At 72.3% G+C, this 13,794-nt stretch carries 12 protein-coding genes; 10 read left to right on the forward strand and 2 right to left on the reverse strand.

Going from position 1 to position 13,794, the window contains the following annotated elements; genetic code table 11:
- Positions 1-5: 5 nt before the first annotated feature.
- The 5 genes from ACFP3R_RS30835 to ACFP3R_RS30855 all read left to right on the forward strand — a co-directional run bounded on the left by ACFP3R_RS30835 (position 6) and on the right by ACFP3R_RS30855 (position 8,509).
- The gene (locus ACFP3R_RS30835; RefSeq protein ID WP_380641135.1) at positions 6-1,226 is read left to right on the forward strand and encodes a TIGR02679 family protein; all 1,221 of its coding nucleotides are present in this window, start codon (positions 6-8) and stop codon (positions 1,224-1,226) included.
- Between the two features lie 29 nt (positions 1,227-1,255).
- The gene (locus tag ACFP3R_RS30840) at positions 1,256-2,815 is read left to right on the forward strand and encodes a TIGR02677 family protein (RefSeq protein ID WP_380641137.1); all 1,560 of its coding nucleotides are present in this window, start codon (positions 1,256-1,258) and stop codon (positions 2,813-2,815) included.
- The gene (locus tag ACFP3R_RS30845; RefSeq protein WP_380641139.1) at positions 2,812-4,059 is read left to right on the forward strand and encodes a TIGR02678 family protein; all 1,248 of its coding nucleotides are present in this window, start codon (positions 2,812-2,814) and stop codon (positions 4,057-4,059) included. The genes ACFP3R_RS30840 and ACFP3R_RS30845 overlap by 4 nt, the downstream gene beginning before the upstream one ends.
- Positions 4,056-8,129, forward strand: a complete 4,074-nt coding sequence (locus ACFP3R_RS30850; protein ID WP_380641141.1) for a TIGR02680 family protein — start codon at positions 4,056-4,058, stop codon at positions 8,127-8,129. Before ACFP3R_RS30845 ends, ACFP3R_RS30850 begins: the two co-directional genes overlap by 4 nt.
- 215 nt (positions 8,130-8,344) lie before the next feature.
- A complete protein-coding gene (locus ACFP3R_RS30855) occupies positions 8,345-8,509 on the forward strand; it encodes a hypothetical protein (protein ID WP_380641143.1) in 165 nt (54 codons plus the stop codon).
- Positions 8,510-9,343: 834 nt separating this feature from the next.
- Here the strand turns inward: ACFP3R_RS30855 and ACFP3R_RS30860 are convergent.
- Both ACFP3R_RS30860 and ACFP3R_RS30865 read right to left on the reverse strand, forming a co-directional pair.
- Positions 9,344-10,135 (reverse strand): hypothetical protein, encoded by a 792-nt coding sequence (locus ACFP3R_RS30860; RefSeq protein WP_380641145.1) that lies wholly within the window; start codon positions 10,133-10,135, stop codon positions 9,344-9,346.
- Complete coding sequence (locus tag ACFP3R_RS30865; protein WP_380641147.1) at positions 10,132-10,629, reverse strand: SigE family RNA polymerase sigma factor; 498 nt, start codon at positions 10,627-10,629, stop codon at positions 10,132-10,134. Before ACFP3R_RS30865 ends, ACFP3R_RS30860 begins: the two co-directional genes overlap by 4 nt.
- Positions 10,630-10,793: 164 nt before the next feature.
- On the opposite strand from ACFP3R_RS30865, the gene ACFP3R_RS30870 reads away from it, so the two are divergent.
- From ACFP3R_RS30870 to ACFP3R_RS30890, 5 genes are all read left to right on the forward strand, one after another.
- Positions 10,794-11,039, forward strand: a complete 246-nt coding sequence (locus tag ACFP3R_RS30870; RefSeq protein WP_380641149.1) for a transposase — start codon at positions 10,794-10,796, stop codon at positions 11,037-11,039.
- Positions 11,036-11,224 carry a hypothetical protein gene (locus tag ACFP3R_RS30875; protein WP_380641151.1) on the forward strand — a complete coding sequence of 63 codons (189 nt, stop codon included), beginning with the start codon at positions 11,036-11,038 and terminating at the stop codon, positions 11,222-11,224. Before ACFP3R_RS30870 ends, ACFP3R_RS30875 begins: the two co-directional genes overlap by 4 nt.
- Positions 11,221-11,358, forward strand: a complete 138-nt coding sequence (locus ACFP3R_RS30880; protein WP_380641153.1) for a hypothetical protein — start codon at positions 11,221-11,223, stop codon at positions 11,356-11,358. Before ACFP3R_RS30875 ends, ACFP3R_RS30880 begins: the two co-directional genes overlap by 4 nt.
- A gap of 206 nt (positions 11,359-11,564) precedes the next feature.
- Positions 11,565-12,155: a TIR domain-containing protein gene (locus ACFP3R_RS30885; protein WP_380641155.1), complete on the forward strand. Its 591-nt coding sequence runs from the start codon at positions 11,565-11,567 to the stop codon at positions 12,153-12,155.
- Positions 12,155-13,783: a tyrosine-protein kinase family protein gene (locus tag ACFP3R_RS30890; protein ID WP_380641157.1), complete on the forward strand. Its 1,629-nt coding sequence runs from the start codon at positions 12,155-12,157 to the stop codon at positions 13,781-13,783. Before ACFP3R_RS30885 ends, ACFP3R_RS30890 begins: the two co-directional genes overlap by 1 nt.
- Positions 13,784-13,794 lie beyond the last annotated feature (11 nt).

A 13,794-nucleotide genomic window follows, 5' to 3' on the forward strand; every position in this document is an offset into this window, starting at 1 on the left:
GGTCGTTGGACGGGCTCGACACCGCCGCCCTGCGGCCCCTGTGGCGGGCCGTGCACGACCGGTTGTCGTCGGGGCGTCCGGTCAGCCGGGTGAAGGTCGGTCCCCTCGACGAGGAGGAGCGGTCGGCCGTGGCCGACCTGCTGGGGGCCGATCGACTGCCGGGTCGGTACGCGACGGTGTCGGTGGTCGGGCTCGACGAGTTGCTCCGGGAGTCCGTGGAGGCGGGGTTGCGCGAGGTCGTCGTGGCACTCCTGGGTCCGCTGGACGACCTGGCCGGGCGCCGGGCGCTCGCCACCGGCGCCCGCTCCGGGTTGTGGGCGTGGTTGGCCGGGCACCCCGTGGTGACGGCCCAGCCGGTGTTGCTGGAGTGGGTGGACGCCGTTCGGCGGGCCGGGCTCGTCGGTGGCTCCGTCGAGCGCACGAGGGACGGGCTCGACCGGGCCCTGCGGGTCGTCGCCGCGTTGCCCGCGACGGGTGTGCCGCTGCCGGTGCTGGCGGAGGCCGTCCTCGGCGACCCGCACGCCCTGGACGAGGGAACGCGGTGCGCCGGGCTGGTCCTGCGGGCGTTGGCGGCGCTCTACGGCGTCGACCCGCCGGGGGACGCGCAGGAGCGGCGGGCGCTGTGGGAGCGCGCCGGGGTGGTCGAGGACGAGTTGTCCCCGGTCGTCCTGGTCGCCGGCCTGCGGTTGGGCGGTGTCGGGGGCGGGGTGCTGCGCGTGTGCGCGGACGCGGGGCACGTCGCGGCCCTGACGTTGGCACAGGTCCGGGCGACCTCGTTCGCCGGGGCGCCGGGGAACGTGTGGGTGTTCGAGAACCCGAGCGTGCTCGCGGTGGCGGTGGCCCGGTTCGGGGCTTCGTGCCCGCCGGTGGTGTGCACGTCGGGCTGGCCCAACAGCGCGGTGATCGTGCTCCTGCGTGGTCTGGCCGCGGCCGGGGCGACGCTGCGCTACCACGGGGACTTCGACGGCGAGGGTGTGCGGATCGCCGCGCACGTGGTGGCGCGCACCGGCGCCGTGCCGTGGCGCATGGCCACCGGCGACTACCTGTCGGCGCTGGGCGGCGCACGCGTCGCCACGTCGGTGGGGAGGGTCACCGAGGCGCCGTGGGACGACGGGCTGGCGGACGCGATGCGCGAGCACGGGCCGGCGGTCCCGGAGGAACGGGTCACCGCGCGGCTGTTGGACGAACTCGACGAGTGCGGACGGGATGTCGGCGGTCTGCCGTAGCGTGCTCGACCGGTGGGAGGAGGGTGCTCGTGGAGGCCGTGCGCGTGCCGCCGGAGATGTTCCGGTTCACCACGGGCGAGCGGGCCGGGCTGTACGTGGCGATCCTGCACGCGTTCGGCGAGGCCAACGAGCGGTTGGAGACCGCTCTCGGGCTGGACGACGTGCGGGCGCGGCTCCGCTCGGTGGGGTGGCTCGACCCGCTGGACGACGGGGACCTGACCGAGGCGCTGGGCAGCCTGCGCGACTGGCGGCTGCTCGACGTCACCCAGAACCACGCCGAGAACTACCGGACCGCCGACGAGTACGAGCGGCGCAACCTCCAGTACTCCTTGACCAAGCGCGGTGAAGCCGCCCTGGCCGGTGTGGTGCACGCGATGGGCGTGCTGGCCTCGACGGGCGCGCTCCAGACGGCGGTGCTCGACGCGATCGCGGACCGGCTCGGTGAGCTGGTCGCGCAGCTGGGCGATCCCGGTGTGCCGGACCGCCGGATCTTCGGCACGCTGGTCGAGCTGGAGGGGCACCTGGAGGCGTTGCGGGGGAACACCAAGCAGTTCAACGGTGAGCTGCAACGCCTGTTGCGGGCGGAGGGGGCCGACCAGGAGACGTTCCACGAGGTCAAGTCGGCGACCGTGGCGTACCTCCAGGAGTTCACCACCAACCTGGAGCAGCGGGCGCACGCGATCGCCAACCGGGTCGAGTTGGTCGAGGAACGCGGAGTGGCCCTCCTGCACCACCGCGCGCTGGTGGGCGCCGAACTCCCGCCCACCTCGGGTGACGACCCGGCGGTGGCGTGGTCGGAGCTGCGCCGGGCCAGGTGGGAAGGGCTGCGGGCGTGGTTCCTGCCGGTGGACGGCGGCACGCCCAGGGTTCAGCAGCTGTTCGTGGTCGCCAGGCGCGCGATCATCGCGTTGTTGCAGGTGCTCGACCGGATCACCGAGTCCAGGCGCAGGTCGACCAGTGCTGCGGCCGACTTCCGCGAGCTGGCGCGCTGGTTCGCGGTCGCGCCGGCGGAGGAGGACCTGCACCTGCTGTGGTCGACCGCCTTCGGGCTCGGTTCGGCCCGGCACGCGCACCTCGCGCACCCCGACCCGGAACTGGTCGGCTCATCGAGCCGGTGGGCCGACGCACCGCCGGTGGAGGTGTCGGCGCTGCTGCGCAGCGCGGGGCGGACGGAGCGGTTCAGCCGCACCGGGCGGGTGCGCGACGTGGCCGCGGTCAAGGCGGCGCGCGCCGAGTCGGCTCGTGCGGAGCGGGCCGCGCTGAAGGCCGCGTGGGACCGGTTGGACACCGGTGGCGGCACGAGGTTGTCGCAGTTCGGGCGGGTGGACCACGAGGTGCTCGAACGGCTGCTCGACCTCCTCGGGCGGGCCTTGACCGCGGCACCGGACCGGCACGGCGTCCACCGGGCCACCACGGGCGACGGGCGGGTGGAGATCCTGTTGAGGCCGCCGGGGGCGCACCGCGAGCAGGCGGTGCTCAGGACGCCGCGCGGCGTGTTCACCGGCCCGGACTACGACATCGAGATCCGCACGCCCGGTGGTCGCACGGCACGGCGGCCGCGGCGGGCTGCCGAAGGGGCGACCGGATGAGCAACCTGGCGAACCAACTGGTCATCGCGGAGCGCGAGGAGGTCGCGCGGGCGATCCGACTGCTGCTGGCGACACCGCTGATCGGCGCCGAGGCCGCACCGGAGGCGTTCGACCTCGTGCGCAGGCGTCGTGAACCCGTCGGGAAGTGGTTCGACTACTACTGCGGGTGGTCGCTGGTCGTCGAACCCCGCCTGGGGTACGCGCGGTTGGCCAAGGTCGGGGTCGCCACCGACCCCACCCGCCCGGCGCGACGGCACCGCACGGGGCGCGCGCCGTTCGACCGCCGCCGGTACACCCTGCTGTGCGTGGTGGCCGCCGAGCTGCTGGGCGCGCCGGTGACCACGGTCGGACTACTGGCGGACCGCGTCGTCCAGGCGTCGGCCGCGGACCCGGTGTTGCCGCCGTTCGACACGTCCAGCCGTGCCGAGCGGATGGCGTTCGTCGACGCGCTGCGACTGCTGGAGTCGGTCGGCGCGGTCGAGGTGGTGGACGGCGCCACCGAGTCGTTCGTGGACTCCACCGACGCGAAAGTCCTCTACCGGGTGGACGCGACGCTGCTCATGCGCCTGCTGGCGGCCCCGGTCGGCGCGTCGCAGGTCGCGGTCACCCCCGGGAGGTCGTACACCGACGAGGTGCCGCCGCGCTTCACCGAGCTGCTGACCCGGCTGTCCCTCGAACGGCGCTACGGCGATGCCGACGAGCCGGTGTCCGAGGTCCAGCGCAACCTGTGGCTGCGGCACTCGGTGTTCCGCAAGCTGGTGGACGACCCGGTCGTGCACCGCGACGACCTGACACCCGCGGAACTCGCCTACCTGTCGTCACCGACCGGTGGGCAGCTCCTGCGCCGGGCCGCCGACCAGGCGGGGCTGCTGGTGGAGGAACGTGCCGAAGGCGTCATGCTGATCGATCCGGACGGTGTGGCCACGGACAGCCGGTTCCCCGACGACTCAGGCAACGCCAAGGTCGCCGCCCTGCTGCTCCTCGACGTGATCACGGCCGGGGACGGGCAGGTCGCCGTCGAGCAGCTGCGCGCCGAGGCCGACGCACTGCTCGGCCGCTTCCCCCGGTGGGCCAAGGGCTACCGGGGCGAGGACGGGGCCACGCGGCTGGTCGCCGACGCGCTGGACGTGCTCAGGGCGTTCGGCCTCGTCCGGCTCGACAGCGGTGTCGTGCGCGCCCGGCCCGCCGCCGGCCGCTACGCGGTGACCCGAACGAGCGCCGACGACGTCGAGGACGGGTCATGACGGTGACCGGGCTGCCGCGCGTGGGGAGCGGTGCGGCGACCAGGTGGGTGCCCGAACGCGCCGGGATCCTGAACGTGTGGCGCTACTACGACGAGGTCTTCAGGTTCCACAAGGGGCGGTTGTTGTTGCGCGGCCCCAACGGCACCGGCAAGTCGAAGGCGCTGGAGCTGCTCCTGCCGTTCCTGTTCGACGCCAACCTGCGCGCCAACCGGCTCTCCACGTTCGGCACGTCCGAGCGCACCATGCACTGGAACCTGATGGGGGAGGGGGCGACCGGCACCACGAGAGTCGGGTACGTGTGGCTGGAGTTCCGCTTCCCCGGTGCGGACGGCTCGCCGGACGAGTGGTTCTCGTGCGGTGCGCGGCTGGCCGCGACCAGGCACACCACCGCGGTGCACCCGGATTACTTCACCACCGGGCAGCGCATCGGCGTGCCGGGTGGCCTCGACCTCACCGACCCGAACGGCGCACCCCTCACCGGCAAGGTCCTGGAAGCCGCGCTCGGCGACCGGGGCACGCTTCACCAGAACGCGTCCGACTACCGGGCGGCCGTGCGCTCGACCCTGTTCCCCGGACTGGGCGAGCAGCGCTACGACGCGCTCATCACGGCTCTGCTCCAGCTCCGCACGCCGAAGCTCTCCCAACGGCTCGACCCCGGGCTGCTGTCCACGTTGCTGTCCAAGGCGTTGCCGCCGCTGGGCGAGGCGGAGATCAGCGACCTCGCGGAGGGCTTCGAGCGCCTGGACCGGCAGCGTGACCGGCTCAAACGCCTCGACGCGGAGGTGGAGGCCGCGCAGCACCTCGAAACCAGGCAACGCGCGTATGCGCGGCGCGTGCTGCGCGCCGCGGCGGCGAAGCTGATCTCCGCCACCACGGAGCTGGGCAACCTCGCGGACGCCGCGAAGCTCTCGGAGGACGAGCACCGCCGCGCCGCGCGGCGCAAACAGGAGGCCGAGGAACGCGGTGAGGTGCTGGAACAGCGCATCGTCGACGCAGAAGGACGCGTCCAAGGGCTGACCGGCAGCGAGGCGTACCGGAAGGGCGAACAGCTCGACCGGCTGCGGACCACCGTGCGCGAGGCTCGCGCCGCCGCGGGGAAGAGGCGTGCCGACGCCGAGCGCCACCGCGAGGCCGCTCGGGGCGACGCGGAAATCGCTGACACCGCCGCCCGGCGCGCGGACGCGGGGGAAGCGGCCACGGGGGCGCTGGCCGACGGCGCCTCGACCGCCGCCGCCCGTGTCGGTCTTGCCTCGGTGCACGCCGAGATCGCCCGCGTCCTCACCGACCCCTCCCGGTCACGGGCCCTGCTGCGCGCTGCGGTGCAAGCGCGTGCCGAGCAGGTCGAGGCCGTGCGCGCCGCGCTCAACGAGCACGAGGTGGCGCTTCACAGCAGGCGGGACGCGGAGGGTGCGCTCGACGAGGCGCGGGAGACCCTGGCGGAGGTCACCGAACGGCGGGCCGAGTTCGCCGACCGGCGCGAGGCCGCGCTCGCGGAGCTGTGGGCCGCCGTCCTGGCGTGGGCGGCGGACTGCCGCGGACTCACCTTCGCCGACCCCCGGGTGCTAGCCGACCTCGCGGCGTCGGAGACCGCCGTGCTGACCGAGGTCGATTCCGTCGCGAGCCGTGTGCTGGGCGCCGTCACCCGGGACGAGACCCTGGTGGGGGCGGCGCTGGCGAACGCCGAGCGCGATCGGGACGCCTTGCGCGACGAGGTCCGGCGGCTGCTCGCCGAGGAGGACCTGCCTCCCCTGCCGCCGCACACGCGCACCGCGGACCGGGTGACCATGACCGGCGCGCCCCTGTGGCGCCTGGTCCGCTTCGCCGACGCGGTGCCCGACGACGTCCGCGCGTCGGTGGAGGCCGCGCTCCAGGCGTCCGGTCTCCTGGACGCCTGGGTCGGCCACGACGGCGCGGTCACCGGGCACGACACGTTCGCCGTACCCGGCGCCGTGCCGCCGGCGCCGGGTCGATCACTCGCCGACGTCCTCGTACCCGAGGTCGACGCGCCCGTGGCCGTCGACGTCGTCGCCCGCCTACTCGGTGGTGTGGCGTACGGGGAGGGTCTGCCCGCAGGTCACCCGGTCGCCATCGGGGCCGACGGTGGTTGGCGTACGGGCAACCTGCGCGGCACCTGGCGCAAGGACGAGGCATCGCACATCGGCGCGCTCGCCAGGCAACGGGCCCGGCACCGCCGGTTGACCGAACTGCGTGAGCGGATCGCCGCGTCGGAGGAGCTGATCGGGACGCACACGGCAGCCCTGCGGTCGCTGACCGGACGCAGGGCCGACGTCGAGGCCGACCGGCGCGCTCGGCCCGACCACACCGCCGCGAACGCGGCACTGGATGCCCTGACCCGTGCGGATTCGGCGGTCTCCAGCGCCGACGGCGTGGTTCGGCGGTCACTGGACGGCCTGGTGAAGAGCGAGCAGCGCGTGGACCGAGCCCTGCGCGCGCTGACCACGACGGCAGCCGAACACGGCCTGCCCACCGGGCGGAACGCGCTCACCGCCGTCGTGGCCGCCGTCGCCGCCTTCCGGACCGCGGCTGACACCTGGATCGACGAGCACGCCGCCCTGCTCACGGCACGTCGTGAAGCGGACCGGACCGCCGAGCAGGCCCAGCGGTCCCGGCTCGCCGCCGAACAGCGGGAGGACGAAGCGGACGACGCCGAAGTCGTGGCCCGCAGGCTCGACAGCGAGCTGGACGCCGTGGAGGGCACCATCGGCGTCGACTACCGGCAGGTGCTCGACGAACTCGCCGGGCTGCGTGAGCAGCTGGGCTCGACCAGGCGGGAAGCGCGCGCCAACCAGAACGAGATCGGCACCCTGGCCGTGCGCCTGGGCGAGCTCACCGCCCAGCGGGCCACCGACGCGCGTGACCGCGACCGCGCCACCGACGTGCGCGATCAGGCCGCGGCGCGATTTCGGCACCTGGCGGACGGCAGCCTGCCCGCCGACAGCGGTCTGGACGACCCGCCCGCGTTCAGGCAGGTGCTGACGGCGTCGAGCGGTGTCCGGGCAGCGCTCGACGCGGCGAGGTCGATCGCGGCCGTGTGGCCGTCGCTGCCCCACTCGCCGAAGAACCTCGGCGATGCCGCACACCGGTTGGCGGAAGAGGTGCACGCCTCCCGCGAGGCGCTGGGCGGTCGGGCCGACCTCGAACTCGACTCCGACGAGGACGTCCAGGTCTTCTCCGCCATGGTGGACGGGGTGAGGATCGGCGCTTCCGCGCTGTTCGACCTGTTGCGGTCCGACGCGGAACGCAGCAGGGAGGACATCACCGCGCAGGAGCGCGAGCTGTTCGACCGGACCCTCACCGGGGACACGCGCCGCCACCTCGCCGCCCGGATACGGCAGGCGCACGACCTGGTCGACGGCATGAACGCCCGCTTGGAGCGCGTGCGCACCGCCTCCAAGGTGGCGGTGCGGCTGGTGTGGGAGGTGTCGCCCGAGCTGCCACCGGGCACGAGAACAGCGCGTGACCTCCTGCTCAAGGACCCGGTGCGGTTGTCCGAGGAGGACCGCGAGTCGCTGCACCGGTTCTTCCGCGACCGGGTCGAACAGGCCAAGGGCGATGAGACGGCCACCAACTGGGAGCAGCAGTTGGGGCAGGTGTTCGACTACACGGCCTGGCACCGGTTCGTGGTGAAGGTCGACCGCATGAACGGGACGGGCTGGCAGCCCCTGACCAAGAAGCTGCACGGCGCGCTGTCGGGCGGTGAGAAGGCGATCGCGCTGCACCTGCCGCTGTTCGCCGCCGTGGCGGCCCACTACCAGGCCGTTGCCGGAGCGCCGCGGGTCATCCTGCTGGACGAGGTCTTCGTCGGTGTCGACAGCGTCAACCGCGGCCAGGTGTTCGCACTGCTGTCGGCGCTGGACCTCGACCTGGTCCTCACCTCCGACCACGAGTGGTGCACCTACCGCGAGTTGGACGGCATCGCGATCCACCAGTTGATCAGCGGTGGCGACGACGACGCCGTCACCACCGCCCGGTTCGTGTGGGACGGCGCCGAGGTGGTCGACGAGGAAGCGGTGGAGGACGACTGTGGTGTGCCCGCTGACCTGCTGTGACGCAGGAGGCGGGCGATCCGGGTTTTGGTCCGCTGTGGACTTCCGTGGCGCTCGCGGGCCTCGTCCTCCGACCGCGAGGTGACGGGCTGCCCGACCGCGTGCTGGTACTTGGCGTCGTAGGCCCTGGTCCAGACGTCCGCCGCCCACGACCGCCGCAGTTCGTCGGCGCCGAACCCCCGGCCGTGAGCCCGGCAGTACGGTCGAGGAACCGCTCGGTGTCCTCGACGGTGGCGATCTCGTCCACGCCGGCGGTCGAGTACAGCGCGGCGGCGAAGCCGACCAGGACGGCTTCGTCCTCCACGATCACGCTGTCCCGGTCGTGCACCACCAGCAGCGCGTCGCCGCTCCAGCGCGGATTGCCGGCCGGCCAGTCGCAGTGACCGATCACGGCATCGGACCCGCCGGCCCGCAGCAGGTCACGAGCACGCCGCCCGGCCTCGTCGATCCACTCCGCGCCGGCCGACCCGTCGAGGTCGACCTCGGGGTCCTCCTCCGACCACGGCCACAGTCCGTCCCCGGCGTGGTTCCGGGCCGCCCACGACGGTGCCGGGTCGAGCGTGGGCACCTCGGCCGGCCGGGGGCAGGGATAACCGGACTGGAACAGCCGCCGCTGGACCTCCACGCAGCCCGCCATCCGCGGCGAGTCCGGACGAACGGGCGGAGTGGGCGACCAACCCCCGCACGTCCATGTGCGACCCTGCGCCCACGACTCGCCCCCGGACGTGGTGGACGAGGGGCCGCCCGAGCATGACTGGGTGCGGTTCCACCTCCGGTTCGCCGCGGTCGAGGGCGTGGAGGTGCGGGCTGGAGCCACCGGCTGCCCACCAGGGTGGATCAGGTGCCGGTGGGGAGCGGATCACGGTCATGGTGACGGGAGAAGGAACCGACGTCCGGTTCACCTCCGCCCCCGCCGTACGGGTGGCGAGCCGAACGTCCCGAGCCGGGTCGCTCTGACCAGTACGCGCCATGGCACCCGGAGCCGACGCGTCACCTCCTGGTTGAAGCAGCGTTCCACCATGTCGCGGTCACGCCGATGTCCGCGGATCACTCTTGAGAAGCGGACATCGGCACGCGGACGTGGTCGGTCCGGGGTGCGGGCTCGACCAAGTCCGAGCCGAGCGACCTGCGGGGCTGCCCGAAGGCGGACGTCCCATCGACGATCGTGCCGGCCGAGGACGACCGATGGCCGGCCACCGGGGTGGCCGGCACCGACCTCACCACTTGTCGGAGGTGACGATCGCCTTCAGCTGGTCGAGGGTCAGCGGCGGCTGCGGCGAGTAGAACCGACCGCCCGGCGAGTTGATCGCGGCGCCCTGGGGGTCCTCCTGGTTGCCGACGCGCAGGAGGACGATCGTCCCGTCGGGCCGCTTGAGGCACGCCAGGTGCGACACCGCGCCGGGAGCCGGCCGCGCGGTCCCGGTCGCGAGCCGGGAGCCGTCGGGCAGCGTGCTGACCTCGCAGTCCTCGATGCGGGGGTCGCACCACTCGCCGGGCTCGGAATCGCTGGGGTGGATCGTCAGGCTGACGCTCCCGGTGACGCCCGCGGAGGTCAGGGTTCCGGCGACGAGCGCGCCGACGGAGGTGTCCGGGTCCACCGCATGCGGTACCACGACCGATCCTGTCCCCGGTGGCTGGGGGTTCGCCGAGGACGGGGGCGGCAGGGCGAATTCCTGGGTCACCTGGAACGTCGCGGTGTCGCCGAGCACCACCCTGAACCGGGCGATCAGGTCGTCCGGCGAGGTGGGGACCGGGCTGCGCGCCGTGGTCGTGGACGGTGCGGTCGACGACGAGGGGGTCGGCGGGCTCGCGGCGTGCGTGCCGGAGTCGCCCGGTGCCAGCCACACCGCACCCGCGACCAGGCTCGCCACCGCGACGACGGTGGCCGCGACGGGTACCAGCCGTGCGGCGCGGCGTGGTCGCGCGATCGGGGCCGTACCCGCGGTCGCGGCGTCGGCGCGCCGCTCCAACTCGGCGAAGGCGTCGTGGAGAGTGCGCAGCTCACTCATGAGGTCTCCTGGAAGTTGGGGGTGCCGGCGGTGAGGTCGATGCGCAGGGCGTTGAGCGCCCGGTGGATCTGACTGCGCACGGTCGGTTCCCGGCACCCCAGCTGTGTGGCGATCTCCCGGTCGGACAGGCCCGCGTAGTAGCGCAGGACCACGGCCGCGCGCTGCTTCCTGGGCAGGCCGGCGAGGCGGCGGATCATCGCGTCCCGCTCGGCCCGCTCGTCCGCGCCGTCGGAGATCACCACCGGCTCGACCTCGGCGCGCGGTGACGTGCGGGTCAGCCTCCTGCGCCAGGACAGGTACTCGTTGACGATCATCCGCCGCACGTAGGCGTTCGGCTCGGCCATCCCCGAGATCCCTTCCCAGCGCTCGAACGCCCGGCCCAACACGTCGCTCACCAGGTCCTCGGCCAGCCATGTCCGGCAGGTCAAGACCGTGGCGAACCGCATCAGCGCGGGACGCTGCCTTGCCACGTACTCGGCAAACTCCACCGGCAACTCCCGATCGTCGACTCGACCTCGATTTCGCATCCCCAACGCGGAAGTGACCCCTTACGTTGCATTCGGGGCCTCAACGACTGCTGCGAGCCCCCGATCCCGTACCCGCAGGACCGAGGCCCCCTGCGTACCTGATCCGCGTTGGTCTTGGTTCGTGCTCGGGTGTGAAGGGCCGTCCTCGGGTGGATGACCGTCGGATGGTCAACAGGATGCTGTTCAAGGCCAGGACCGGAGTGGCCTGGCGTGAACCGCCCGAACGCCGTGGGCCGTGGGCCGTGGGCCGTGGGCCGTGGGCCGTGGAAGACGGTCCACAACCGGTTCTGGAGCCGGCCACGCAACGGTCTCCTGATCACGCTGGTCGCCGGGGTGGGTCGAAGATCGTGACGTCACGTTCGAGTCGGGTGTCGTGAAGCAGTTGTCCGAGGAGTTGGAGCACATCGACGAGCTGTGCGAACTGGTCGACGAGCTCTGGCCGGTGCCGGACCGGGGCTCCGTGCTCCGCATCGGCGGGTACTGCGTGGAGATCGGCGGCCGGGACGCGCCGTGGACGCAGATGGCGTCCGCCAACCTCGCCAAGCGGAGGAGCACCGGTTGATCCGGGAATGGGTGCCGCTCGCCCAGTTCCACACGGAAAGCGACTTCTGCTACGGATGCTTCCTGATCCGTTCCGATGATCTCGCCGCCGAGCGCTTCGGCGAGGTGCGCTCGTTCACCATGTTCACCGAATAGGCACGACCTCTTGCGAGGTGTTCGGCAACGCGGCCCCGCCGCCGAGGCTCGGGCTTCGATGCGTCGGTGGAACCGGTCGTCACTCGGCAGCGTCGCGCCCGGTGGCCGCACGACACCCGGTTTTGTCCACTTTTTGGCCCGTACCGGTTCGATTGCCCACTTTTCTGTCTTTTCCCCGCGCGCGCCGAGTGCATACCATCCACCGCGTGTCCGACTACAAGTTCGATTTGTTCATCAGCTACCCCCGTCGCGGCAACGTCCAGGAATGGCTGATGAACCACTTCCTCCGGAAACTCCGGGATTGTCTGGCCGACCAGTTCGCTCCGACGCCGAAGATCTACGTGGACAAGGAGATGCCGCGTGCCGTGGAGTGGCCGGCCAGCCTGCGGCACGCCCTGTGGCACAGCAAGATCATGATTCAGCTGCTCAGCCCCCAGTACTTCGCGTCGAAGTGGTGCCTGGCCGAGTGGTACAGCATGTTGGAGAGGGAGAGGATGCTGGGTCTGGCCAGCCCTGAGAAGCCGCAGGGACTGATCTACCCCATCCTCTTCTCGGACTCGGACAACTTCCCGCCGGAAGGGAAGACCCGGGCCTGGTGGAGTTTCAAGGATTTCGCTTATCCGGACCCGGCGTACCAGCAGACCCACGAGTTCGTCCGTTTCCACCGCGAGGTCAACGACCTGGCGGTGGACCTCGTCGCGCTGCTCCAGCAGGTGCCCCCCTGGCGCCCCGACTGGCCGGAGGTGGACCCGCCCGACCCCGTGCTCCCCCCGTCACCCCCGATGCCGAGGTTCTGATGACCACCGGGACCGTGATCACGTTCTACTCCTACAAGGGCGGGGTCGGACGGAGTTTCACGCTGGCCAACGTCGCCGTGCTGCTGGCCCGGTGGGGCTTCCGCGTGCTCGCCGTCGACTGGGACCTGGAAGCGCCCGGCCTCCACCACTACTTCAACCCGGTGCTGTCCTCGGAACCCGAGGGCGGCGTGATCGACCTCGCCCACGACTTCCTCGCGGGAGCGGAGAGCCCACGCCCACACGCCGTCCGGCTCAACGTCGAGGGCAATACCCTCGCCCTGCTGGCCGCGGGCCGGGACGACGACTCCTACACGGACCGGATGCAGCGCATCGACTGGGAAGACCTCTACCTGCGGGGGTTCGGCGCCTTCCTGGAGCGCTGCCGGGCGGAGTGGACCCAGGACTACGACTTCGTGCTGATCGACAGCCGGACGGGTCTTTCGGACATCGCCAGCATCTGCACCGCGCAACTGCCCGACCGGCTGGTCGTCCTGTTCACCGCCAACCAGCAGAACCTCAAGGACGTCGTGGACGTGGTGCGCCGCGCCGATCTGGCGCGGGATCGCCTGCCCTACGACCGGCCGAGGCACCTCGTGCTCCCGGTCCTGTCCCGGCTGGACGGCTCGGTGGAGTACGCGCGAGCCGAGCAGTGGCGCAACAAGTGTGCCGAGGTCTTCGGACCGTTCTTCCGGAACTGGCTGGTCAAGAGCGTCTCGGAAGACCTGATGCTGCGGCACCTCACGCTCCCCTACATCTCCTACTGGAGCTTCGGCGAGCAGCTGTCCGTGCTGGAGGAGCTCGTCCCGTCGGCGGGCCAGGTCTCGTTCGCCCTGGAGACGGTGGCGGCGGTGGTCGCGCAGCAGTTCGACCGCACCGACCTGCTCGCCGACAACAGGGACGCCTACGTGGCGTCGGTGCGCGACCGCCGTCGGGAGTTCGCCCTCGACCTGCTGGTGTCCAGTCCGCGATCCGCGCTGCGCACCGCGGACCAGTTGATCGAGGAACTCCGCGCTTTCGGGGTGCGGGTCGAGCGCTCGTCGTCCGGCGACCTGGAGATCCTGGAGCGCACCAACGAGCTCGCCGAGCACCTGTGCCTGGTGGTGGACGGCGGCTTGAGCCGCTGGCAGGTCACCGAGGTGGAGCGCTTCCTGCGGCACACGATCGGGCCGGACGGCGGTCAGCGGCGGCTGTTCTGCGTGCTGACCGGCGGCACCGACCCGGAGAGCCTCCCGGGCTTTCTGCGCAACCTGCGTCACCTGGGGTTTGAGCCGGGCATGCGTCCCACCCGGGTGGCCCGGGAACTGCACGACCTCATCACCGGCACGTCCGCCGGTGAGGTGGACCCCGGCCTGGAAGCCCTGCGGAACGCGGCGTCCGCGCTGCGCGCCGTGCCGGACGGGATGCCCTCCGCCGGGCGGTTGTCGCTCGTCGAGCAGACCGTGCGCGGCATGTCCACCGCGCTCGACGACAGCGACCTGGCCGCGCTGCGCGACCTGTCGGTGGACCTCGACGTGCTGTCCAAGTCCCACTCGAGCGGTGGCCGGTTCACCCTGTCCGACGGCCTGCTCACCGACATCCACACCCTCCTCGACCGGATCGACCGTCGGATCGACGCGTCGACGAACTGAAAGGCGGCGCC

The organism is Saccharothrix lopnurensis (assembly GCF_042658445.1).
In the GTDB taxonomy this organism is placed as follows: Bacteria; Actinomycetota; Actinomycetes; order Mycobacteriales; family Pseudonocardiaceae; genus Actinosynnema; species Actinosynnema lopnurensis.